The organism is Neorhizobium sp. T25_27 (assembly GCF_002968565.1).
Taxonomy (GTDB): domain Bacteria; phylum Pseudomonadota; class Alphaproteobacteria; order Rhizobiales; family Rhizobiaceae; genus Neorhizobium; species Neorhizobium tomejilense.
This window is the reverse complement of sequence record NZ_PVBJ01000022.1, coordinates 1-22,021: the sequence shown is the minus strand read 5'-3', so window position 1 is coordinate 22,021 and position 22,021 is coordinate 1. Positions and strand designations below refer to the sequence as shown.

At 62.7% G+C, this 22,021-nt stretch carries 22 protein-coding genes; 15 read left to right on the top strand and 7 right to left on the bottom strand.

What is annotated here, in order from left to right:
- The first annotated feature begins 415 nt into the window (after nucleotides 1–415).
- A complete protein-coding gene (locus tag C5J24_RS32155; protein WP_172724197.1) occupies nucleotides 416–592 on the top strand; it encodes a hypothetical protein in 177 nt (58 codons plus the stop codon).
- Nucleotides 593–606: 14 nt separating this feature from the next.
- On the opposite strand, the gene C5J24_RS30905 is transcribed toward C5J24_RS32155, so the two are convergent.
- Together C5J24_RS30905 and C5J24_RS30900 are read right to left on the bottom strand one after the other, a co-directional pair.
- The gene (locus C5J24_RS30905) at nucleotides 607–1,221 is read right to left on the bottom strand and encodes a DUF1254 domain-containing protein (protein WP_245446875.1); all 615 of its coding nucleotides are present in this window, start codon (nucleotides 1,219–1,221) and stop codon (nucleotides 607–609) included.
- An 85-nt stretch (nucleotides 1,222–1,306) separates the two neighbouring features.
- Nucleotides 1,307–1,900 (bottom strand): DUF1214 domain-containing protein, encoded by a 594-nt coding sequence (locus C5J24_RS30900; RefSeq protein WP_105423518.1) that lies wholly within the window; start codon nucleotides 1,898–1,900, stop codon nucleotides 1,307–1,309.
- Nucleotides 1,901–2,025: 125 nt separating this feature from the next.
- Between C5J24_RS30900 and C5J24_RS30895 the strand changes: the two genes are divergently transcribed.
- The 3 genes from C5J24_RS30895 (at nucleotide 2,026) to C5J24_RS30885 (ending at nucleotide 3,428) form a co-directional block, all read left to right on the top strand.
- Nucleotides 2,026–2,310, top strand: a complete 285-nt coding sequence (locus C5J24_RS30895; RefSeq protein ID WP_105423531.1) for a type II toxin-antitoxin system RelE/ParE family toxin — start codon at nucleotides 2,026–2,028, stop codon at nucleotides 2,308–2,310.
- The gene (locus tag C5J24_RS30890) at nucleotides 2,282–2,602 is read left to right on the top strand and encodes a HigA family addiction module antitoxin (RefSeq protein ID WP_105423516.1); all 321 of its coding nucleotides are present in this window, start codon (nucleotides 2,282–2,284) and stop codon (nucleotides 2,600–2,602) included. Before C5J24_RS30895 ends, C5J24_RS30890 begins: the two co-directional genes overlap by 29 nt.
- 346 nt (nucleotides 2,603–2,948) lie before the next feature.
- On the top strand, nucleotides 2,949–3,428 hold the full coding sequence (locus C5J24_RS30885) for a hypothetical protein (RefSeq protein ID WP_172724196.1): 480 nt from the start codon (nucleotides 2,949–2,951) through the stop codon (nucleotides 3,426–3,428).
- Here C5J24_RS30885 and C5J24_RS30880 read toward each other — a convergent pair.
- On the bottom strand, nucleotides 3,409–5,622 hold the full coding sequence (locus tag C5J24_RS30880; RefSeq protein ID WP_105423512.1) for a transglycosylase domain-containing protein: 2,214 nt from the start codon (nucleotides 5,620–5,622) through the stop codon (nucleotides 3,409–3,411). The two genes, C5J24_RS30885 and C5J24_RS30880, sit on opposite strands and share 20 nt — an antisense overlap.
- A 186-nt stretch (nucleotides 5,623–5,808) precedes the next feature.
- Here C5J24_RS30880 and C5J24_RS30875 point away from each other — a divergent pair, with 186 nt between their 5' ends.
- Nucleotides 5,809–6,270 (top strand): YcgN family cysteine cluster protein, encoded by a 462-nt coding sequence (locus C5J24_RS30875; RefSeq protein WP_046668495.1) that lies wholly within the window; start codon nucleotides 5,809–5,811, stop codon nucleotides 6,268–6,270.
- Nucleotides 6,271–6,399: 129 nt separating this feature from the next.
- Here the strand turns inward: C5J24_RS30875 and C5J24_RS30870 are convergent, their stop codons facing one another.
- A complete protein-coding gene (locus C5J24_RS30870) occupies nucleotides 6,400–7,071 on the bottom strand; it encodes a glutathione S-transferase family protein (protein WP_105423510.1) in 672 nt (223 codons plus the stop codon).
- 186 nt (nucleotides 7,072–7,257) lie between these two features.
- Here C5J24_RS30870 and C5J24_RS30865 point away from each other — a divergent pair, with 186 nt between their 5' ends.
- Entirely contained in the window at nucleotides 7,258–8,169 is a 912-nt protein-coding gene (locus C5J24_RS30865; protein ID WP_105423508.1) for a LysR family transcriptional regulator, read from the top strand.
- A 58-nt stretch (nucleotides 8,170–8,227) separates the two neighbouring features.
- On the opposite strand, the gene C5J24_RS30860 is transcribed toward C5J24_RS30865, so the two are convergent.
- On the bottom strand, nucleotides 8,228–9,229 hold the full coding sequence (locus tag C5J24_RS30860; RefSeq protein ID WP_105423506.1) for an NADP-dependent oxidoreductase: 1,002 nt from the start codon (nucleotides 9,227–9,229) through the stop codon (nucleotides 8,228–8,230).
- A 47-nt stretch (nucleotides 9,230–9,276) separates the two neighbouring features.
- Complete coding sequence (locus C5J24_RS30855; RefSeq protein ID WP_105423529.1) at nucleotides 9,277–10,092, bottom strand: oxidoreductase; 816 nt, start codon at nucleotides 10,090–10,092, stop codon at nucleotides 9,277–9,279.
- Between the two features lie 88 nt (nucleotides 10,093–10,180).
- Between C5J24_RS30855 and C5J24_RS30850 the strand changes: the two genes are divergently transcribed.
- From C5J24_RS30850 to C5J24_RS30820, 7 genes are all read left to right on the top strand, one after another.
- A complete protein-coding gene (locus C5J24_RS30850) occupies nucleotides 10,181–10,612 on the top strand; it encodes a helix-turn-helix domain-containing protein (protein ID WP_105423504.1) in 432 nt (143 codons plus the stop codon).
- Nucleotides 10,613–10,887: 275 nt separating this feature from the next.
- A complete protein-coding gene (locus C5J24_RS30845; protein WP_172724194.1) occupies nucleotides 10,888–12,003 on the top strand; it encodes a helix-turn-helix transcriptional regulator in 1,116 nt (371 codons plus the stop codon).
- A 153-nt stretch (nucleotides 12,004–12,156) separates the two neighbouring features.
- Nucleotides 12,157–14,118, top strand: coding sequence for an acyltransferase family protein (locus tag C5J24_RS30840; protein WP_105423500.1), 1,962 nt, complete (start codon nucleotides 12,157–12,159; stop codon nucleotides 14,116–14,118).
- 96 nt (nucleotides 14,119–14,214) lie between these two features.
- Entirely contained in the window at nucleotides 14,215–16,644 is a 2,430-nt protein-coding gene (locus C5J24_RS30835; protein ID WP_105423498.1) for a heavy metal translocating P-type ATPase, read from the top strand.
- Entirely contained in the window at nucleotides 16,641–17,084 is a 444-nt protein-coding gene (gene cueR / locus C5J24_RS30830) for a Cu(I)-responsive transcriptional regulator (protein ID WP_105423496.1), read from the top strand. Before C5J24_RS30835 ends, cueR begins: the two co-directional genes overlap by 4 nt.
- A gap of 307 nt (nucleotides 17,085–17,391) precedes the next feature.
- Nucleotides 17,392–17,592, top strand: coding sequence for a heavy-metal-associated domain-containing protein (locus C5J24_RS30825; RefSeq protein ID WP_105423494.1), 201 nt, complete (start codon nucleotides 17,392–17,394; stop codon nucleotides 17,590–17,592).
- A 161-nt stretch (nucleotides 17,593–17,753) separates the two neighbouring features.
- Nucleotides 17,754–18,884, top strand: a complete 1,131-nt coding sequence (locus C5J24_RS30820) for an esterase-like activity of phytase family protein (protein WP_105423493.1) — start codon at nucleotides 17,754–17,756, stop codon at nucleotides 18,882–18,884.
- Nucleotides 18,885–18,962: 78 nt separating this feature from the next.
- Here the strand turns inward: C5J24_RS30820 and C5J24_RS30815 are convergent, their stop codons facing one another.
- Complete coding sequence (locus C5J24_RS30815) at nucleotides 18,963–19,592, bottom strand: outer membrane protein (RefSeq protein WP_046668488.1); 630 nt, start codon at nucleotides 19,590–19,592, stop codon at nucleotides 18,963–18,965.
- 207 nt (nucleotides 19,593–19,799) lie between these two features.
- Between C5J24_RS30815 and C5J24_RS30810 the strand changes: the two genes are divergently transcribed.
- Nucleotides 19,800–21,188, top strand: coding sequence for an MFS transporter (locus C5J24_RS30810; RefSeq protein ID WP_172724193.1), 1,389 nt, complete (start codon nucleotides 19,800–19,802; stop codon nucleotides 21,186–21,188).
- A gap of 98 nt (nucleotides 21,189–21,286) precedes the next feature.
- Nucleotides 21,287–22,021 (top strand): protein adenylyltransferase SelO family protein (locus C5J24_RS30805; RefSeq protein WP_205836995.1); only part of this gene is annotated, 735 nt, incomplete at its 3' end.

Below are 22,021 nucleotides of genomic sequence, written 5' to 3'. Positions count from 1 at the left end.
AGTCGCGCTGTTTTGCCAGGAAATCGCAGTTCCGATCGACGCCTTCAAAGGCTGCGAACCAAACCGACGCTTCTGCGTTTTGGGGTCGGACAACAGACATGTACCGGTAGCAAGTGCTATATTAGCAGTAATACATTGTTAACGGTGGTCTGGCTGAATCCAGGGGTAACCGGCGCGTATTTGCCGCGTTTCAAATGCCGGATGGCCCCGCGTCCCTGGGACCTTCCCGATAACGGCCGGTTCAGGCGGAACCGGCCGTTCATGTCGAAATGTCGTTGCGCTTTCGAACAAGGCGCACAGGCGAGAAAGGCGCGGATGCCCGGACTTCTGTCTCGGGAAGCGTCAGGCCCTTGGAGAGGGCAGGGTGAGATCGGTCCGTCTTCATCCGTCTCGAATTCCTTAAACGGAGACGAGCATGGCAGAGATCGTAATACTGAACAGATGGCGCAGCGAGCATGCGCGCCGGCCGCAGATCAGGATCGGCGAAAGCGACAACGCCGGACAGGTTCTGCTGTTCACCGGCGTGCGATACGAACGTTTCGAGGATTTTGGCGACCGCAAGGCTGAAAACCACGCGGTGCGTGCCGAATAGTCGGCAAACGGAGATCAGAACCGGCTTCGGGAGCGCCATTCGAAGGGCGCGCAGGTAGCCTGGTTCAGGAATTGCGACACGATACCCGCAAAGCTCGGTTGCGGGACGAGACTTCTCAAGACCACATATCCCTCCTCCGCCCGTGCTTCCACTAGGATCGACTGCGAAACCGCCTGCGGCAGCGCCTTGCGCAATGCCGTCAGCTGCATCGGCGACGCGATCACCACATCCAGCACGCCGCCGGCCGACGTCCGATCATTGATGCTGAACACCTCGTTGGACGACTGGTCGTAGACGCCGAGCGACCAGAAGGGCACGCCGCCATTGGCGGCCGTCAGCCTCACCGGCCCCTCCGAGATATCGAAGGCGCAGACCGTCGCATCGACGAACGGATCGTCCTTGGAAAGCCCGGCCCGGTCCGGCTTCTCCCCCAGCCGGTAGAAACGATAGATCTCGCCTTCCGCCAGCACCCGCGTATAGGCGTCGCGCTCGCTGAAATCGGGCAGCGCCAGCACGATGATCAGGTGCAGCAGCGCCCCACCGACGAGCCCGGTGATCACCGCCAGCAGAACCTTCAGCGCAAAACCTCTGGATTCCGCCTTCCGGGATGCGAAATCCCTCGACCCCAATCCCAAACTTCGCGCGCGCAGACTTCTAAGCCCCAGGCGTCTAAACCCAAGGCGCCTAAATCGCGGACTTCCGAACCCAAGACTTCTAGACATTGCCGCACCCGGTCTTTTCGATACGCGGCATGGTGAGGTCGATCAGGCCGGAACTGCCGGCCGTCGGCGTGTCGAATAGCGTCAGCGTCAGCCGGAACGTGCCGGGCGTCGTGACCGCCAGCCAGTTGCCCGGCTTGGCGGTTGCGGAAATCGCGATGTCGAAACCGCCGTCGCTGCTGCTGTTGCGCAGCACGATGCGGGAATTGAGAGCCGTCGGCAGGTCCGATTGCGCCGAGGGCGGGGCAGCACCGGGGGCTGCGGCAAACAGCGTCCAGAAACGCGCCGGCGGCGTGTGGCCGGTGAGGCGATAGGAGCAGTTTCCATTCAGCCGCTCGCCGGCCTGATCGACCGAGGCGATGAAGGTGAGGCCTTCGGCGCTCGCGTAGATGAGCTTGCCGGCACTGGCCCGGTGCGATTTCGCGTAAGGGTCCGCCTGCGCGGTCTGCGCGTCAGGAAAGGCTTCCCACGAGCCGAGCTTGATCGCACCGAAACCGATCGTGGCATCCAGTGCCACGAGGGTGGACCATATCCCGCCGCCGAAGGCGATGGTGAGCGCGATCGCGATGAGGAAGGGAACACGGAACACGGGTTTGCTTTGGCCCTCGGACAGCTGTGCCAGAGGGTTAGCATTGATTCTATTGCGAAGGAATGGGCCTGCCGGCGAAACCCGGACCCGTTGCACGCTATAACGCATTGCGTTATAGTCTTCACATGATCGGGGATTTTGCGGATCGCGAAGCCGAGCGGATTTGGTCCGGCAGGAAAAGCCGGAAATTGCCCCCGGATATGCAGTCGGTTGCGCTGAGAAAGCTGCGTCTTCTCAATCAGGCACGCGCGTTGTCGGACTTGCGCATTCCGCCCGGAAACCGCCTTGAAGCCTTGAAAGGCGACCGTTCGGGGCAGTTCTCGATCTGCATCAACGATCAATGGCGTATTTGTTTCATCTGGACCGAAGGAGGGCCTGCCCATGTCGAAATCGTCGACTACCATGGTTGAGACCGAATGGCTCCCGAACCCGCATCCGGGAGAAATCCTGCTGGAGGATTTCCTGAAACCCATGGGGCTCAGCCAGAACGGACTGGCGCGTGCCATAGGCGTGCCGCCGCGCCGGATCAACGAGATCGTGCTCGCCAAGCGGTCGATCTCCGCCGATACCGATCTCAGGCTGGCTCGTTATTTTGGCATGTCCGAGGGTTTTTTCCTCGGCCTCCAGGCGGACTACGACCTGATGCAGCGGCGCCGCGAACTGGGTGACGCCCTGAACAGCATCGAGCCGCGCGCAGCCTGATCTCTCAAGGCCAGCATTGTTTCCACTGAAGCAACGGGTGTGCGTGTCTTTTCGGCACGCCCGTCCCCATGACTTCGGCACGAGGCCGAATCACTCCCTATAAATCTGCCGTAAGACGCCCGCCGTCCTTCCTCCGATCCCCGCCGGATCGGCGGCGAGAGGCCCGCTGCCTGTGCCGGGATCGGTCATCCAGGGCCTTTGCGTGCCATTCCTAAACAGGGGTGATTTTAGGGTTAACCCTTTGATAAGGTTGATTCGAGCGGTTCCTGTGACTAAAAACCGCCTGTACCTTGCCCGGTTCATTCCTTGGCTACCGTGTCTGCGACGACGTTCCGGAGCAGAGACGATGAGAGCATGGATGATGGCGACCGGTGCATTGATAGCCGTGGCTGCTGGATTTTCGGGTGCCTATTACCACCTGAAACCGGCGCCGGGGCCTTCGACCCCGAAGGACATTTCCCTCGATTTCATGACGCTGACCGAAAGCCAGCCGACGGAGGCGCGCCGCGCCATCGTCGACGGTATCGAGATCTGCCTTCCCCAGCCGGCGCGGGAGGGCTGGACGAGCCCGCCGGTCAAGAACCTCGCGGTCGACAGCTATATCCGCTTTTTCGACCTGATGGGGCAGGAGGTGGGGCAGGCCGAGCGCAGCGCGGAATTCCGTGCCTGGCTTTCGCAGGCCGGCGGCGGCCTGTCGGAGCGGGACCGGATCGCCTTCGGCAAGCTGACCGAGGGCGGCCTGCACGAAGGCGTGACTGCGCTCTGCGTCGCCGCGACCATGCGCGGCAAGCTCGGAAGCCAGGGGGTCAGGGGTTTCTGGAACTGACGGCCGTCGCCTCGGCGAGCGATCCCGTCGCGGTCTTGTCGGCCACCTTGGCGGTGGCAGGTCCGAGCCGCCCGGCTTCTTTCAGCTTTCCGGCGATCTGCCGCAGCAGCCGGGTGGACTCGGCCGACAGGGAACGCGGGCGGATGAGCGCCTGCAATCCGGTATCGGGGGTGCCGTCCTTCTTCTTGGCGACGGCGTTGCCCTTGTGGTCCCCGGTCGGTAGCGGGTTGTCGATGCCGGGAATGGCGCGCAGCTCGATGCCCTGGTGGGCATAGTCCATCACTGTCTTGAAGGTCGAGGCCGGCAGCGAGCCGCCGGTCATGTTGTCCATCGAGGTGAAGTCGTCGTTACCGAACCAGACCGCGGTCGTGTAATTGCCGGTAAACCCGATGAACCAGGCGTCGCGATAGCTCTGCGAGGTACCGGTCTTGCCGGCCGTGACGATGCCGCCGTCGAGCGCCGCCCTGCGGGCCGTGCCGATCACCGGGATCTGCGTCAGGATGCGGTTCATCGACGATGTCGCCTGCTCGGAGAGCACGCGCTTGGCCGGCCGTTCGTCCCGGTTGAAGTCGTAGAGCACGTCGCCGCCGTAGCCGAGAACCTGCTCGATGCCGTGGCGGCGCGATTCCATGCCGCCGGCCGGCATCACGGCGTAGCCCGTCGCCTGGTCGAGCACCGTCATTTCCGACGTGCCGAGCGGGATGGTCTTGTCCTTCCTGAGCGGCGTTTCGACACCGAAGGCCTTGGCGGTCTTGACGATCACGTCGGTGCCCAGATAGTCCTTGGCGAGCCTGACCGGCACGGTATTGAGCGACTGCGCCATGGCCGACAGCAGCGTCACCTTGCCCTTGTAGGAGCGCGCGTAGTTCTGTGGGGACCAGCCGTTCCAGGTGATCGGCGCGTCTGAAATCGTCGATTCCGGCTTGAAGCCGTTCTCCATCGCCGCCGAATAGGTATAGAGCTTGAAGGACGAGCCCGGCTGGCGCAGCGCCTTGGCGGCGCGGTTGAACTGGCTTTCGCCGTAGTCGCGGCCGCCGACCATGGCGCGCACGGCCCCGCCGTTCTCGATCATCACCAGGGCCCCCTGCTTCACCTTGAAGCTCTCGCCATATTCGCGGAGGCTCGATTCCACCGCCGATTCCGAGGCCTGCTGCAGGCCCATGTCGATCGTCGTGCGCACCACGACCGAATGTTCGTGGAACTTGCCGGCCGAGGCCAGCCGCTGCACTTCGTCGAAGGCCCAGTCGAGGAAATAGTCCGGGGCCTTGACGTCGGCGCGGTCGACAACGGTCGCCGGGCCGCGGCGGGCGGCGATCACCTGGCCTTCGGTCATCATCCCGCTCTGTACGAGGTTGGAGAGCACTTCGTTGGCGCGGGCGCGGGCAGCCGGCAGGTTGACATGCGGCGCATATTTGGCCGGCGCCTTGAACAGGCCGGCGAGCATGGCGCTCTCGGCAAGGTTCACTTCCGCGATGTTCTTGCCGAAATAGAATTGTGCCGCGGCCGCTGCCCCGAACGTGCCGCCGCCCATATAGGCGCGGTCGAGATAGAGCGACAGGATCTCCTTCTTGGAGAGATTGGCTTCCAGCCACAGCGACAGGAAGGCTTCCTTGATCTTGCGTTCGATCGACCGTTCGTTGGTGAGGAACAGGTTCTTGGCAAGCTGCTGGGTGAGCGTCGAGCCGCCCTGCACGACGCCGCCGGCCTTGGCGTTTTCGCTCATGGCGCGGGCAAGGCCGAAGAAGTCGATGCCGAAATGGTCGAAGAAGCGGCGGTCCTCGGTCGCCAGCACCGCCTTGATCAGGTGGTCCGGCAATTCGTCGATCGGCACGGAGTCTTCATGGATGATGCCGCGATGGCCGATGATGTTGCCGTAGCGGTCGAGGAAGGTGACCGCGAAATCGCCACGGTTGCGCCAGTCCTCGTGGGTTTCCTCGAAAGCGGGCTGGGCGAGCGCCAAGAGCACCACGAAACCCGCGGTGCCCAGGGTCATCGCCTCGCCGGCGAGTTCGAAGCCGAGGCGTTTCCAGCCACGCACGCGAAACCGGCGGAAGAAGATGGTGATCTCCTCCCAGATCTCGCCGAGCCGGAAACCGAGATTCCAGACGGTGGAATCGATCCAGGAATCGATGCGCAGCAGCAGGTGGCGCTTGCCGCGCGGCCGGTCGTCGGATGACTTTGGCTCGTCCTGCACCTTCGGAATTCCCCGCCCTTTCGATGAGTTGTGCTTGACGCGGTCCCTTCAAGGGATCAAGAGCTCTAGCCTCTCACCGTTAATCAGCTTTAGCTGACAAATGGTTGATGCGCGATATCAAAATCGCAACAGGTAAAATGCAGATGCGCGGATTTGTTCCGCCCTGCCGCAAATGTGATATCCACGATGACCGACGAACCTTTCTGGAAGACCAAGCGGCTCGACCAGCTGAGCCAAAATGAATGGGAAAGCCTGTGCGACGGTTGCGGGCTCTGTTGTCTCAACAAGCTCGAGGACTGGGACTCGGGCGACGTTGTCTTCACCTCCGTCGCCTGCCGTCTGCTCGACGGGGAGAGCTGTCGCTGCAAGGATTATCAGCACCGCCAGGCGACCGTGCCGGACTGTATCCAGCTCACCCCGACGACGGTCAACGAGATCGCCTGGCTGCCGCCGACCTGCGGTTATCGCCTCGTCCGCGACGGCGAGGACCTCTACTGGTGGCATCCGCTGGTCTCGGGCGATCCGAACACCGTGCACCAGGCCGGCATCTCCGCCCGCGGCCGCACGGTCAGCGAAAACGAGGTCGATGTGGAAGATTTCGAGGACTACGTGGTCGACTGGCCGCTGACCGTGGGCGAGGAACGCTGATCTGGTTTGAACACTGGAGAGATGGTCGGTGGCCATAAGCTGCCCACCGCGCCGCTGACAGGATCGTCGCGATTCCGGCCAGCGCGCACCATCTTCATGCGCGCGCCAGCCAGACAGGAGGGCCAGAAATTACAGTTTCACGCCAACGCTCGCCAGGAAGCTTTCCATACGGTTGTCAACCTCAGCCTTCGTCTCCGCCCACGCCGGGAACGACTGGAGAAGATTGTCGTGCCAAGCGATCAGGTTTGGATATTCCTTGAACGGAAACTTTGCACGATCGATCTGGGAGAAGGGAGCCGCGATATCGATATCGGCAAAGGTCAACCCATTGCCGACCATGAACTTGCGGCCTTCAAGATGCCGGTCGAGTACCTTCGCCGCAGCGCGGATCTTGCCCTCGGCAAATTTGATGAGGGACTCGTCCTTCGGTACGCCCATGACCGTCTTCCCCACGCGCTCATCGAAGATCGTGGTGGTGAAGGTGCGCCACTGCTCGCCCGACCAGAACATCCACTGAAGCACCTGGAAGCGCTCCTCCTGCGTGGTTCCGACCAGCGGCGAATTCACCTTGTTGGCGAGATACAGATTGATCGCAGAAGATTCCCAGAGAATGGTGTCGCCATCCTCCAGGACCGGCGTCAGACCGTGGGGATTGAGACGTGATTTGAACTCGTCGGTCTGGCTCTCGCCTTTGAAGAGGTCAACGTTAACGCGTTTGAGTTCAACGCCCATGATCTTTGCAGCGGCGTTCACGCGACGCAAGCTGCCCGAGCCAGCATCGCCATAAATCTTGATTGTCATAACTCTTCCTTTCGGTTCCGGGCCCGTGAAAGGGCGACCGAATGTCGAGTCTCATATTCCCTTGGAGAATGGCAGCCATGCTTTATGAATGTCATCTATTCCATTTTGGAATTCATCGATGTATTCCATGCCGCCGGGTCATGACTTGCTCAGTCAGCTCGATCGGTCTCGTTCGGAATAAAACTGATGGATAAGCTGGATGCGATGCGGATGTTCGTGCGCGTCGTCGAAAGCGGAAGCTTTTCGCAGGCAGCGCGGGACCTGAACGTCAGCCAACCGACGGTCAGCAAACAGCTTGCTGCGCTCGAAGCGCGGCTCGGGACGCAACTCCTCGCGAGAAGTTCGCGTGCCCTTGCCGTGACGCCCGCAGGACAGGAATATTACGAGGCCACCGTCCGTATCCTTCAGGATATCGACTTCACCGAAGAGAGGGTCCTTGAAGGGCAGTCGGCCCCCTCGGGGCTGGTCCGCGTTACCCTCTCGCCAGCATTCGGGAGGATGTTCGTTATTCCCCGGCTGGCGGATTTCAGGAACCGTTTCCCTGACGTCGCGATCGAGATGGAAGTCTCCGGGCGGCACGTTGACCTTATCGAGGAGGGAATAGACGTCGCGATCCGTATCGGTCGGCTTTCGGATTCGGCACATGTCGCCCGACATATCGGCGACATGCGGATGATAACCCTGGCCTCCGCCGGCTATCTTGCCCAACACGACACGCCGCAGACGCTGGACGAACTGCGCACCCACCAGCGTATCAGCTATGTCTACCAGGGAGATATCATCGGGTGGGGGTTCCAGGTAGACGGCCGGCAGGTCACGGTCGACGGTGGGGGAGCGTTCCGCACGAACGACGCCGAGCATGTCCGCGGTGCGGTCCTCGCGGGCCTTGGTATCGCCCACCACGCGAGCTGGCTGTTCACGGATGTGCTGGCCTCCGGCGAGGTTGTGCAAATTTTGGACCAGCATGCGCCGCCGACCTTTCCGATCAACGCTGTTACCGTTGCCGGACGGCGCATGCCCTCCCGAGTGCGGCAATTCGTCGATTTCCTCGCCGCGATTTGCGCCGAGGAGCCGGAATTAAGGATAGGCGACGGCTAGTCCGTCATCGGCTATCCTCAGAATGGATGGTTTCGCCGCTTCTACAGCCTGAACGACGTCACTTCACTGCGATGACGACCTTGCCCTTGGCGCGGCCTGTTTCGACATAGTCCAGCGCCTCGTTGGTCTTGTCGAACGGGAAGACCCGGTCCATCACCGGGCGGATGTGGCCCGCTTCGATCAGCGAAGTGATCTTTGCGAGCTGGCCGCCGTTCGCCGTCATGAAGAGGAACGAATAGCCGATCTTCCGGCGTCCCGCTTTTCGCCTGATGCCGAAGCTCAGCAGGCGCATGGCCTGTTGAAGCAGCCAGCCGGAGCCGTTTTGCCGGGCGAAATCCGGATCGGGCGGGCCAGAAATCGAGATCAGTTTGCCGCCTGGCTTCAGTACGTCCAGGGATTTCTCGAGCGTATCCTTGCCCAAGCTGTTCAGCACGACGTCGTAGCCCTGCAGCACCTTCTCGAAGTCGTCTTTCCTGTAATCGACGACGACGTCCGCCCCGAGACTTTTCGCGAGGGCGACATTGGCCGTGCTCGTGGTCGTCGCCACATAGGCCCCGAGATGCTTGGCGAGCTGGATCGCGATGGTGCCGACGCCGCCCGAGCCGGCATGGATCAGGACCTTCTGCCCCTTCTGCAGGTTGGCGCGCTCGATAAGGACCTGCCATGCCGTCAGCGCGACAAGCGGAATGGATGCGGCCTCTACCATGGTGAGATTGCCGGGCTTTCTCGCCACATCGGCCTCGTCCATGGCGATATATTCGGCAAACGTGCCGATGCGGTCCTGGGCCGGACGTGCATAGACCTCGTCTCCCGGCTTGAACTTCCGGACTTTGGGTCCGACCCGGACGACGACGCCTGCCACATCATTGCCCAGCACCAGCGGAAGGCGGTAGGGCAGGATAAGCTTGAATTCGCCGTCCCTGATCTTGTTGTCCAGGGCGTTCACTCCGGCGGCATGAACCTCCACCATGACGTCGTTGTCGCGCAATGCCGGCTCGGGTATTTCGCCGGGCCGCAGGGCGCCGCCCTTGCGATAGCGATCGATCAGGAATGATTTCATCGGACTGAATTCCGTTTCCGTGGTGGCCCGCGGGCCTGCGATAATGCTTAGGCGGGAAGCCCGTTGAACTTCCGAAGGTTCTTGTCGACGATGGTTTCGGGCAGGAAGCGACGTATGAAGCGGACCTGTCCCGCCATTTTTCCGGCAGTGTAGCGCCGTTTGGGCAATGCCGCGTTGGCGGCCTTCAGGACGGCCTGGGCGACCAATTCCGGTGCATCTCCCTTCGCGACGGCTTCGCGCATCAGCCGCTCCGCGCCGGCGCGAACCGTATCATAGACGGAAAGCGGGCGGTCCGCGCGGGTCAGGTTCTCCTCGAAGGCGGTGCGGGTCAAACCGGGCTCGACAAGCACGACACGGATGCCCTGGGTTCGCACTTCATGGTCGAGGGACTCCGAATAGCCTTCGACGGCGTGCTTGGTCGACGCATAGAGGCCGTTGAAAGGAGCCGGGATCATCCCCAGTATCGAACTCAGGTTGACGATGCGGCCCTTCTGCTGGCCCCTCATCACGGGCAGGACCGCATTCGTCATCCGGATGGTGCCGAACACGTTGACGTCGAACAGGGCCTTCGCCTGCTCGATCGTGGATTCTTCGGCACCGCCAAGCAGGCCCACCCCGGCATTGTTGACGAGAAGATCGATCCGCCCTGCGCGGCGCAGAACCTCGTCGACGGCATTTTTGACGGAGGCGTCGTCGGTCACGTCGCAGACCAGCATCGTCACCCCGTCCGCCGTGTCCGGCATCGGCCTCCGGCTGGTGCCGAAGACCTGATAGCCATCCCGCCGCAGCGCCTGCGCCGTCACCAGTCCTATTCCTGAGGAGGCACCCGTAACCAGGGCAACGCCACGTTTTTTCTTGCTCATCGGTTTCGCTTTCATTTTGTGATGGAACATCGTTGAGCGATCAGTTACTATCAAATCCGTATCAAGTCACTACTAAAAAGATATCGACATGAAGAATCTTTCCGACCAGCCCTGCCTGATCGCCCGGAGCCTGGCGCTTGTGGGGGACGCGTGGAGCATGCTGATCATGCGCGACGCCCATGCGGGGCTGACCCGCTTCGACGAGTTTCGCAAGAGCCTCGGCATTGCGCCGACCATGCTGACCGGACGGCTTTCAGGCCTGACGGAGGAGGGGCTTCTGGAGAAACGGCGCTATTCCGACCGTCCGCCACGGGACGAATATCTGCTGACCGAAGCCGGCCGCGACTTTCTGCCGGTCCTGTTTGCGATCGGCGCATGGGGACGCAAGCATCGCGGCGGCGGCAAGGTCACCCGGTTCTTCGACGCCGAGACCGGAACGGAGATCGATCCGGTCACCATCGACCGCGCGACCGGCGCTCCGGTCGGAACACGCCCTATCCGGATCGACGCGCCCGAATGAACCGCAACACCGGTTGAAAGCCGGATCCTGCGTCCCGTTGCCGGCGACTGTCCGTTCCTCGGCGATGCCGGATCGATAGGCCCTGGGGCTAAACCGGCGAGCGAGAAAGGCGCGCGAAGAGGCTCGAAGCACAGGTTTATTACTTGTCAATGACATAAGTTAAGACGGGCTACGCAAGTTTTTCAGGTAATTCTACCAGTATGCCCGGGCGCGCAGAAACGCTAGGACTACGGTGACAGTCAAGATTCATTCCGAATTCATTCGATGGCATCCAGATGAATGCAGAAGGCACGCTGGCAGATCGCCTCTACGAGGCAGCCCTGGTTCCTGAGCTTTGGACGGAGACTTGCGAGAGGATAGCATTGGAGGCGGGGTCCAGCACCGCCTCGATCTTCACCATCGACGGCAGCGGCAATCATCGTTACGTCACCACTCCCAATATCGCCGACGCGTTTGCCGAGTTCGTCAAGAGCGAGCACCGGTTCGACAATGTCCGGCCCGCGCGCGGAATGGAGCGTTCGCCCTTTTCGTTTGTCCGGGTGACCGATCTCCTGAGCGCGGAGGAATTTGCCAATGATGCGATCCAGCGCGACATCATCGAGCCGCACGGCATGCAGTGGGAGGCGGGCTGGGCTTTCCAGGAGCCGACCGGGCACGTCATCGTCATTACCCTGATGCGCGCCAAGGGCCTGACGCATTTCTCCGACGAACAGCTCGCCCGCCTCGATCTCCTGAAGCCGGATCTTGCCCGGGCCGCCTATATGTCCTCGCGGCTTGCCTTTTCCGAGGCGCGTTCGATGACCGAGACGCTGTCGCTGCTCGGATTGCCGGCTGCGGTCATCGGCGACGGCGGCCAGGCAATTGCAATGAACCCGGAGATGGAGGCACTGAGCCCGCGCATCCGCACCGGCGCCGGTGATCGGCTGGTGCTGGAAGGGACAGGTGCCAGTGCTCTCCTCGACGGGGCGATAGAGCACTACAAGGCTCAGGCCACGCCGACCGTGCAGTCGCTGCCGATGGCGGGCCGCGATGGGGCGCCGCCGCTGATCCTGCATCTTCTGCCGATCCGCCGCGCCGCCCGCGACATCTTCTCCCGTTCGATGGCGGTGCTGGCCGTCACCCAGGTGGGGCAGGTCGGCCCACCGGACATGCGGGTGCTCTGCGGCCTCTTCGACCTCACCCCCGCCGAAGCCCGCGTGGCACGCGGCATCGCCATGGCCCAGACGCCGGAAATGGCCGCCGCCGCGCTCGGCATCTCGCTCGAAACCGCCCGCTCACACCTGAAGAAGATCATGCTGAAAACCGGCACCACCCGCCAGGCGGAACTGGTGCTGCTGCTTTCGGGCCTGAACGCGCCGAGCTTCGGCGGTGGCGGTCGACCGGAGCCGTGAACGCCTCGCAAAGCGCGCTCGGGTTAAATTGGCCACATTCCTTTGCTGGATGACGTGCACGCATGTGCGAAGTCGCAATTGGCTCAGGCAGGAGCGGGTGCAATCGATCGATGCGCTCGGCTGTCGTGAATTGATGCCGCATTGGGTTGTAGAATGAAATACAGACCGGAAATCGACGGCTTGCGGGCCGTCGCTGTGGTTCCTGTCCTTATATTCCACGGTGGTTTGGGTTTCCGCGGCGGATTTGTCGGCGTCGACGTCTTCTTCGTCATCAGCGGTTATCTGATTACATCGATCATGTATGGCGAAGTCGAAGCGCGGAAATTCAGTATCGTCCGCTTCTACGAGCGGCGCCTGCGACGCATCATTCCAGCGCTTGTTTGCGTCTGCCTGGCTTGTCTGCCTTTTGCATGGGCATGGATGCTTCCCTATGAGCTGCGCGACTTCGGCCGCAGCCTCTATCAGGTAAATCTGTTCGTTTCGAACTTCTATTTTTGGAGTAAAACCGGCTATTTCGATGCAAGCAACGACCTGAAGCCGCTTTTGCATACGTGGTCCCTCGGGGTAGAAGAACAGTTCTACATCATATTTCCTGTTGTTCTGATGGCGTTGCGCCGGTTTCGTCGCCAGTTCGTTCTGGCGGCCATCCTCCTGTTGAGCATGGCGAGTTTCCTTGCCACGCAGCTCGTGCCGCTGTTCGATCCTGCGGCGAATTTCTATCTTCTGCCCACGCGCTTCTGGGAGCTTGGCGTTGGCGCCAGCATCAGCCTGGCGAATTTCGATCGAGAAAAAGCCCGCTACGGCGGTTTGGTGGCGGCTTGCGGTCTCGCGATGATCGTCCTGTCCTGCTTCTTCGTTGAAGGCGGACCGTATTATCCCGGCTGGCAGACGCTGCCTGTCGTGGTCGGAACCGCGCTGGTTCTTCTGTTTTCATCTTCAGAAAATCTCGCTGGGCGGCTTCTTTCCGCAAGAGCCTTGGTCTTTGTCGGTTTGATCAGTTACAGCCTCTATCTCTGGCATCAGCCGGTCCTCGCCTTCGCGCGCTTGCGACTGTTCACGGATGACCTGAGCGCTTCAACGTCCGCTCTTCTGCTTAGCGTCACGGCGTTGCTTGCGGTTGTGAGCTACTATCTCGTCGAGCGGCCGTTTCGTGACGGGAACCGCGTCGGCACAAGGGCTTTCGTCACTCTGGCCGGGGTTACGGGAGCCGCCAGCATCGCTTCCGGGATCATGTTCGAAATGACCGACGGCGCCGCGTTCAGGGCGCCGGGTCTCTACGAGATGACCGAGGTGAGCAAAGGTCTGAGCGAAAACTGTAACGGCAAGATGGCGCCCGAATGCTCCACGTCGGATAGTCCGGAGATCGCGGTGTGGGGAGATTCCTTCGGCGCCCATCTCGTCGAAGGAATCCTGGCCTCGGCCCCCGATGTCAAACTCGTGCAGTTCACCAAGAGCCTTTGCGGACCGTTCACCGAAATTACCTACCCGGTCGCCAGCGACGGTCGCAGGTCGCCCGAAAGCTGCCTGTCCCGTAACAGGGACGTCCTCGACGCCATGGCGGCAACCAAGACGCTTCGATACGTCGCGATAGGCGTCAATCTCGATATCTACACGGAAACTGAAACGTTCGTTCGGAAGGACGGACAGAGTGTACCGGCAAGCCGGGCGCTGCTTGTGGACAGCTTTTTAGCGTCCTTGTCCGGCCTGCGGCAAATGGGATTGAGCCCCGTGGTTTTCGCGCAGCCTCCGCAGACGGGGACCGATGTCGGCAGTTGTGTTGCCCGTTCACGATTGCTGGGCATCGCGGCCGATCACTGCGATCTGTCTGCTGACGACGTGAACCGGCGAGGCCGCGTTGCGATGGACATCATGAATGTCGTGGCGCGGGACTATCCGGTGATCGATCTGGGCGGCGGCCGGTGCAACGACACGATCTGCCGGGTTTCCGAGGATGGCGTCTCCCTTTATGCGGATGCGGGGCACTATTCTGAGGGTGGAATACGGCTGCTCGGAAAGAAGTACCATCTGTACGATCTTATCGTGAAAGCGGCGACGCAGGGCTGCGGTAATGGCACTGTTCCCGCTACCCGACCCGCCGGTTTCTGCCGCCCTTGAGAATATCCACAAGTACCCCTTGACCTTCCCATGATGGGAAGGTCCACATAGGGCGGGACAGTAAAACATCCCGACAAAAAAGGGGAGATTGCGCCCGTGAACCAGACCGTCAAACCGATCCACAAGGCCGAGCCTTTTACCGTGCCCGTTGAGGGCATGACCTGCGCCTCCTGCGTGCGCCGCGTCGAGAACGCTGCCGCGAAAGTGCCGGGCATCGACAGGAGCGCCGTCAACTTCGCGACCAAGAAACTGACGGTGGAATCGGCCGAGGGCTTTTCGCCGGAAGAGCTGACGAAGGCGATCAGGAAGGTTGGTTACGAAATCTCGCCCGGCGCCATCGACCATGCGATGCGCGAGGCGGGCATGATGCCGCCTGTGGCGCCGACGGCGCATGCCGGGCACGAGCACCACCACGGGCACCACCACGGGCCTTCCGCACCGGAAGCCCACATGGACCATGCCGCCATGGGGCACGACCAGGCGGCGGGCCATGCCGGCGGGCATGACCACATGCACATGCACCAGGGCGAGGAGGGCGTGCTGAAGCGCGACCTGGCGATCGCCTTCGTGCTGACCCTGCCGCTGTTCGTGCTGGAAATGGCAGGCCATATCTACGAGCCGTTCCACCACTGGCTGATGGGCGTGATCGAGACGCAGAACCTCTATTATGTCTATTTCGCGCTGGCGACGGTGGTCGTCTTCGGCCCGGGCTTCCGTTTCCTGAAGCTCGGCCTGCCGGCGCTGTTGCGCGGCGTGCCGGAGATGAATTCGCTGGTCGCGGTCGGCGTGCTGGCGGCCTACGGTTATTCGCTGGTGACGACGTTTGCCCCGGACCTGCTGCCGGAAAGCGCGCGGTTCGTTTATTACGAGGCCGCCACGGTGATCGTCACGCTGATCCTGTTCGGCCGGCTGCTCGAGGCGCGCGCCACGGGCCGCACCGGCGAGGCGATCGAGAAGCTGAGCCGGCTGCAGGCGAAAACCGCCCGCGTCGAGCGCGACGGCAAGCTGCTGGATATCCCCGCCGAACGGGTGGTCGCCGGCGACGTGCTGGTGATCCGGCCGGGCGAGCGCATCCCGGTCGACGGCACTGTCATCGACGGCTCCTCGAATGTCGATGAATCAATGATTTCGGGCGAGCCTCTGCCGGTCGAAAAGGCGGCCGGCGCGACCGTGGTCGGCGGCACGATCAACAAGACCGGTGCCTTCCGTTTCCGGGCCGACAAGGTCGGCCGCGACACGATGCTGGCCCAGATCATCCGCATGGTCGAACAGGCTCAAGGGTCGAAACTGCCGATTCAGGGGCTGGTCGATCGGGTGACGGCCTGGTTCGTGCCGGCGGTGATCGTGCTGGCTGTTCTCACCTTCGCCGTCTGGTTATTCGTCGGCCCCGAACCGGCGCTCGCCCATGCGCTGGCCAATGCGGTCGCCGTGCTGATCATCGCCTGCCCCTGCGCCATGGGGCTCGCGGTGCCGACCTCGATCGTCGTCGGCGGCGGCCGCGCGGCCGAGCTCGGGGTGCTGTTCCGCAAGGGCGAGGCGCTGCAGGAACTGCGCAATGTCCAGTTGGTCGTGTTCGACAAGACCGGCACAGTCACCAAGGGCCGGCCGGAACTGACCGACCTGGTGACCGCGCAAGGTTTTGCCGAGGACGAGGTGCTGGCATTGGTCGCGAGCGTCGAGGCGCAGTCGGAACACCCGATCGCCGAGGCGATCGTCAAGGCGGCGGAGGCCCAGGGTCTGACCGTGCCGAAGGCGGAGAAGTTTGCGTCGGTGACCGGCTATGGCATCGAGGCGGAAGCGGGCGGTCGCAGGATCTCGGTCGGCGCCGACCGGTTCATGGAAAAGCTGGGGCTTTCGGTTGAGGTGTTTGCGCAAGTCGCCGCCCGGCTTGGCGACGAAGGCAAGACGCCGCTTTATGCCGCTGTCGACGGCAAGCTGGCGGCCGTGATCGCGGTTGCCGATCCGCTGAAACCCTCAAGCCGCGACGCGATCAAGGCGCTGCAGGCAATGGGCGTCGAAACCGTGATGGTGACCGGCGACAACCGCCGCACCGCGGAGGCGATCGCAAGACAGGTCGGCATAGACAAGGTCGTGGCCGAGGTCCTGCCGGAGGGCAAGGTGAAGGCGATCCACGAGATGCGGGCCGGCGGGAAAAAGCTCGCCTTCGTCGGCGATGGCATCAACGACGCGCCGGCGCTCGCCGAAGCCGATATCGGCATCGCCATCGGCACCGGCACGGATGTGGCGATCGAAAGCGCCGACGTGGTGCTGGTCGGCGGCGATCTGTCGGGTGCGGTTTCGGCGATCGCCATGAGCCGCGCGACCATGACCAACATCAAACAGAACCTGTTCTGGGCCTTCGGTTACAACGTGGCGCTGGTGCCGGTTGCGGCCGGCGTACTTTACCCTGCCTTCGGCTGGCTGCTGTCGCCGATGATCGCCGCCGGCGCCATGGCGCTGTCGAGCGTCTTCGTGCTCGGCAACGCGCTGCGGCTGAAGGCGGTGAAAGTGGGAGAGACGAGATGAATATCGGCGAGGCCTCCAGTGCGTCCGGCGTTTCGGCCAAGATGATCCGTTATTACGAGGAAATCGGCCTGATCCGCCCGATGGGCCGCACCGGCAACAATTACAGGGTCTATGGCGAGGAGGAGGTGCATATCCTGCGCTTCATCAAGCGGGCCCGCAATCTCGGCTTCTCGCTCGAAGAGACCGAGACGCTTTTGAAACTCTGGCAGGACAAGAGCCGCGAAAGCGCTGCCGTCAAGGAAGTCGCGACCGCCCATATCGGCGATCTCGAACGACGCATCGCCGAGATGCAGGGCATGCTGAAGACGTTGAAACACCTTGCCAACTGCTGCGGCGGCGACAACCGCCCCAACTGCCCGATCCTCGATGATCTGGCGGGGGATGGGGCGGCCGATGCACCCGTTCCGGCGGGTAGGAAAAAGACGAGGCAGGATGCCTGATGCCTTTACGCCAGCATGAGGCAAAACAGCGCCTCCTTCGATCTCCCCCTTTGAGGGAGAGCCGATCTTACAGGGATGTGGTGCGGTGCGGCATCCTTAACCCTCCCCCTTGTGGGGAGGGTGGCCGGCAGGCGGGAGGGGTTTTATTCACAGCGAAGACCCCAACCCCTCCCCACAAGGGGGAGGGGCTCCACGCACCGCCGCACGCCCTTAAAGGGAAGCATGCCGCACCGGCCCGTTTTTCCACAGACTTGACCTTCCCTCCACGGGAAGCTGCACAACACACACATCGAACAAGGAGATTCGGATGACTGCGATTTTCACCGTGCCGGACATGACCTGCGGCCATTGCGAAAAGACCGTGCGCGGCGCGCTGGCGGAAGCCCTGCCGGGTGCGGTGGTGGCGATTGATCTGACCGCCAAGACGGTGGCGATCGAAGGCGATGCGGCGAAGGCCGAAGAGGCGATCCGCGAGGCGGGGTATTCACCGGAAAGAGCGGCGGTCTGAGGTCTCCCACACCACCCGTCACGAAAAATTCAACATTCTGACGGCCGGCCGTTATACGTCCGCAAAACTCGCATGGCAGAGGATGAGCAACTGCGGGACCGGCTTTCATTCGGGAGGCAGGTCTTCGTTTTTCAACCGCCTCGAATTGCCGGACACCGATCATGCTCAAAGCGCTGTTTTCAACCGTTGCCCTCGCCATCCTCTTCGCACCCGTTGCCCATGCCGCCGAGACCGGCGTGACGGTCGCAACTCCTTGTCCGTTCGGCGATTGCAAGGCGGCGATCGGGCTTTCCTTCGCCGGCGAATTTAGCATCCCGACCGGCACACTGTTCGACGGCGTCGAGTTCGGCGGCCTGTCCGGTCTTGACTACGACCCGGCAAGCAATCGCTACGTCGCCATTTCCGACGACCGTTCCGAACGGGCGCCGGCCCGGTTCTACGAGCTTTCGATCGAGGCGAGCGCCGCCGGCATCAGCGATGTGAAGGTGGTCAAGACCGTGACCCTGAAGGACAAGAGCGGCGCGGCTTTTGCAGCCAAGAGCGTCGATCCGGAATCGGTCCGGCTCGGCAAGGACGGTATCTACTGGTCGAGCGAAGGCGACGTGAAGCAGCTTCTGCCGCCCTTCGTGCGCGTCGCCGGCCCGGATGGTGCCTTCGTTCGCGAGTTCGAGCTTCCCAAGGCTTTTCTGCCGACCGCCGACAAGTCCGCCGGTGTTCGCGACAACCTCGCCTTCGAGGGTTTCGCCACGCTGCCCGGCGGAGACCTGATGGTGGAGGTCGAATCGGCGCTGTTCCAGGACGGCCCGATCTCCGGGCTTAGCCGCGGCACGCTCGCCCGCATGATCCGCTACGATGCGGCCACCGGCAGGCCGAAGGCCGAATATGTCTATCCGATCGCGCCGATCCCCCAGGCGCCGACCGTCGACAAGGGCTATAACGACAACGGCGCTTCGGAGATCCTAAGCCTGGACGACCACCGCCTGCTGGTGGTCGAGCGCGGTTTTGCGCAAGGGTTCGGCAGTTCGATCAAGGTCTTCATGGTCGATACCGAGGGCGCCACCGATGTCTCGGCCATTCCTTCGCTCGCCGGTACCGAGGCGGCCATCGTGCCGGTGCGCAAGGCCCAGGTGCTCGACATGCGGGCGATCGGCCTGCAGCCGGACAATATCGAGGCCGTCACCTTCGCCAAGGGCACCGATGGCAGCGATCTGCTGATTTTTGTTTCCGACAACAATTTCTCGAAGGAACAGAAGACGCAGTTCATCGCCTTCAAGGTCCTGGCACGCCCCTGAGGAAGTCGGCCCGCCCCTCGAGATCTTGCTCCACCTTGTCGCAAGGTGGAGCATTGAGACGGGTCGCGAAGCCGCTGCCTAGAACTTCACGCCGATGCCGACGTTGATCACGTGCTGGCTGAAGTCGAAATCGGCGCCTGCGAGGCTGCCGTTGCCGAAGTCGTTGTAGCGGTATTCGAGGCGGCCGAAGATATTGTCGGTGAAGGCGTAGTCGACGCCGGCGCCGACGGTCCAGCCGTTGAGCATGTCGTCGTCGTCAAAGCCGCCGCCGTCGATATGGGCGGTGGTGGCCGTCCAGCCGGCTGCTGCGAAGATCAACGCCCGGTCCATGGCGTAACCGACACGGCCGCGAACCGAACCGGAGAACCCGGTGTCGACGTCGATGCCGCCGGCATAGCTGTTCTCGTTCCAGTCGTAGTTGACGTCGCCTTCGATACCGGCCACGAAACCGCTCGAGAACTGCCAGTTATAACCGACGAAGCCGCCAAGCCTCCAGCTGTCGAAATCGTCCGAACCGCCGCCGGGGGCATCACCGTCGCCCCAGGCATATCCCGTATGGGCACCGATATAGGGGCCGTTCCAGGAGAACACGACGGGCGTTTCGACGGCTTGCGGAGCCTGCGGGATTTGTTCGACGGCGTCGGCTGCGTAAGCAACGGAAGAGGCGGTCATGGCGGCCGACGCTGCGAGAATGAAAAGAGCCTTCATGGATATTCCCTCCGATTGGTTGGCAAAAACGCAAATAGAGCGGTTTGCTTGGAAAGCTGTAGCTAAAATACAACATCGGAAAGAATCTGCAATTACGCCTTAAGGCGCTGAAAATACGTAATTTTAATTTTTGGCTCATCCCTTGACCTCAATCGTGGTTGAGGTTGTAGCGTCCCCGGGACTGAAAAAACGGATAAGAGGCAGGGCGTGTTGCAGGATATCAATGTGGGCTGGTCGAGGCTTCTCAAAGGTCGCGAAGGGGCGATGCTGGGGCTGATCTCGGCGGGGATCGGGCTGCATGCCTTCAACCAGTTCGCGATCGTCGCAGCGCTGCCGCCGGCGGCAAAGGAGATCGGCGGCACGGGTTATTTCAGCTGGGCCTATACGCTCTATTTCCTCGGCTCGATCGCCGGCGGCACCGGCGCGGCGGCGATGCGCGACCGGTTCGGCGCGCGTTTCATTCTGCTTCTTTCGGCGCTGGTCTTTGCGGCCGGCGGGCTGCTGGCGCTGTCGGCGCCGGCTTTTTCCTGGATCATGGCCGGGCGCCTGCTGCAGGGCATTGCCGACGGGCTGATCGTGGCGATCTGCTACAGCCTCATCCCGGCCAACTTTCCCTCCGCGCTGATCGCAAAGGTGTTTGCGGTGGAGGCGATCGTCTGGGCGGTGGCGGCGATTGCCGGACCATTGGCGGGCGGGCTTCTGACCGAGGCCTATTCCTGGCGGGCGTCGTTCCTGGCCGTCTCGCCCTTCGTGTTGCTGCTGGCCGTCTTCGCGCTCACCGCGAAGGTGAGGGTGACCGAGGCGGCGCCGGTGCCGCTCTCCGCCGCCACCATTTCGCTCTGCCTTGCCGCCTCCTTCGTCCTGTCGCTGTCGTCGGTGGTGACCGGAGGGGCGATGCAGGCAGTGGCGGTGGTGGCAGGCGCGGGCCTGTTCCTGCCGGCGCTGAAGCTCGACGGGCGGATCGGGCCAAGGCTGTTTCCGGAAGGCGCTTTCCGGCTCGGTTCGGTGCTCGGGCACGGATTCTGGGTGCTGTTCCTGATGTCGGCAAGCCACTCGGTCGGCAGCGTTTACCTGGCGCTGATGATCGACGCCGTCTTCGGCTTCCGGCCGGCGGTGGTCGGTTATCTGGTGGTGACCATGGCGCTCTCCTGGAGTGCTGTCGCCGTGGTCGCGAGCTGGATTACGGCGCTTGCTCCGCGGCATCGGTGGATGCGCGCAGGCGCATTGTTCCAACTGGCCGGTTTCCTCTGCCTCGCCGCCGCGTTCGCGAGCGGCTCGCTGGTGCTGCTGCTGGCGGGTCAGGTGGCAATCGGTACGGGCTTCGGCGTCGCCTGGGCAAGCGTCAACCAGGCGGCGATGGAAGCGGCAGCAAGGCAGGAGCGCGATCTCGCAAGTGCCTTGCTGCCGACGATTTCGACCGCCGGTTACGCGATCGGCGCGGGGATCGCCGGCATGATCGCCAGTGCGACCGGGCTGGTTTCGGCGCTGGAGAACGGCGAGGCTGGCGGGCCGGCCCTGTGGCTCTACGGGACTGCGGCGGCGGGAGCGTTGCTGACCTTCCTCCTCGGTTTCGGGGTGCGGCTGGCCAAGCCTTGAGCGGCGCAACAAAAGCGCATTTCGCTTGTTCGGCGGGACAGATTTCCCATATTTGAAGAAAAGGTCGCCGCATCCCGGCGGCCAAAGGAGTCCTTGCCGTGTTCCAGTTCGACAATTCCTACGCCCGCCTGCCGGACAGGTTTTTCGCCTCCGTCTATCCCGAGCCGGTGGAGGGGCCGAAGCTTCTGAAATTCAACGGGTCGCTGGCAGAGGAACTGGGCGTCGAGGCGGATTTTTCCGATCCCGCCCGGCTGGCGGCAATCCTTGCCGGCAATGTCGTGCCGCCCGGCGCCATGCCGATCGCCATGGCTTATGCCGGCCACCAGTTCGGAAATTTCGTGCCGCAGCTTGGCGACGGCCGGGCGATATTGCTGGGCGAGGTCGTCGACCGCAACGGCAAACGCCGCGATATCCAGCTGAAAGGCGCCGGACCGACGCCCTATTCCCGCAGAGGCGACGGACGTGCGGCTTTGGGACCGGTGCTGCGCGAATATATCGTCTCCGAGGCGATGAATGCGCTCGGCGTGCCGGCGACGCGTGCCTTGGCGGCTGTCGCGACTGGCGAGCAGGTCTATCGCGAGACGGTGGAGCAGGGCGCGGTGTTCGTGCGCGTCGCGGCAAGCCATGTGCGGATCGGCACCTTCCAGTTCTTTGCCGCCCGCGGCGACAATGGCGGGATAAAACTGCTCGCCGATTACGTGATCGAGCGGCATTACCCGGAGCTGAAAACGGCGGAAAATCCCTATCTGGCGCTACTGCAGGCGGTGGCGGGGCGGCAGGCGGATCTGATCGCCCGCTGGATGGGCGTCGGCTTCATCCATGGGGTGATGAAC

Coding starts and splice junctions, on each gene's coding strand:
- cueR (WP_105423496.1), top strand. CDS start 16,641: ATGAATATCGGCGAGGCCTCCAGTGCGTCCGGCGTTTCGGCCAAGATG.
- C5J24_RS30815 (WP_046668488.1), bottom strand. CDS start 19,592: ATGAAGGCTCTTTTCATTCTCGCAGCGTCGGCCGCCATGACCGCCTCT.
- C5J24_RS30875 (WP_046668495.1), top strand. CDS start 5,809: ATGACCGACGAACCTTTCTGGAAGACCAAGCGGCTCGACCAGCTGAGC.
- C5J24_RS30885 (WP_172724196.1), top strand. CDS start 2,949: ATGAGAGCATGGATGATGGCGACCGGTGCATTGATAGCCGTGGCTGCT.
- C5J24_RS30820 (WP_105423493.1), top strand. CDS start 17,754: ATGCTCAAAGCGCTGTTTTCAACCGTTGCCCTCGCCATCCTCTTCGCA.
- C5J24_RS30865 (WP_105423508.1), top strand. CDS start 7,258: ATGGATAAGCTGGATGCGATGCGGATGTTCGTGCGCGTCGTCGAAAGC.
- C5J24_RS30870 (WP_105423510.1), bottom strand. CDS start 7,071: ATGACAATCAAGATTTATGGCGATGCTGGCTCGGGCAGCTTGCGTCGC.
- C5J24_RS30890 (WP_105423516.1), top strand. CDS start 2,282: ATGTCGAAATCGTCGACTACCATGGTTGAGACCGAATGGCTCCCGAAC.
- C5J24_RS30895 (WP_105423531.1), top strand. CDS start 2,026: ATGATCGGGGATTTTGCGGATCGCGAAGCCGAGCGGATTTGGTCCGGC.
- C5J24_RS32155 (WP_172724197.1), top strand. CDS start 416: ATGGCAGAGATCGTAATACTGAACAGATGGCGCAGCGAGCATGCGCGC.
- C5J24_RS30840 (WP_105423500.1), top strand. CDS start 12,157: ATGAAATACAGACCGGAAATCGACGGCTTGCGGGCCGTCGCTGTGGTT.
- C5J24_RS30860 (WP_105423506.1), bottom strand. CDS start 9,229: ATGAAATCATTCCTGATCGATCGCTATCGCAAGGGCGGCGCCCTGCGG.
- C5J24_RS30850 (WP_105423504.1), top strand. CDS start 10,181: ATGAAGAATCTTTCCGACCAGCCCTGCCTGATCGCCCGGAGCCTGGCG.
- C5J24_RS30825 (WP_105423494.1), top strand. CDS start 17,392: ATGACTGCGATTTTCACCGTGCCGGACATGACCTGCGGCCATTGCGAA.
- C5J24_RS30855 (WP_105423529.1), bottom strand. CDS start 10,092: ATGAGCAAGAAAAAACGTGGCGTTGCCCTGGTTACGGGTGCCTCCTCA.
- C5J24_RS30845 (WP_172724194.1), top strand. CDS start 10,888: ATGAATGCAGAAGGCACGCTGGCAGATCGCCTCTACGAGGCAGCCCTG.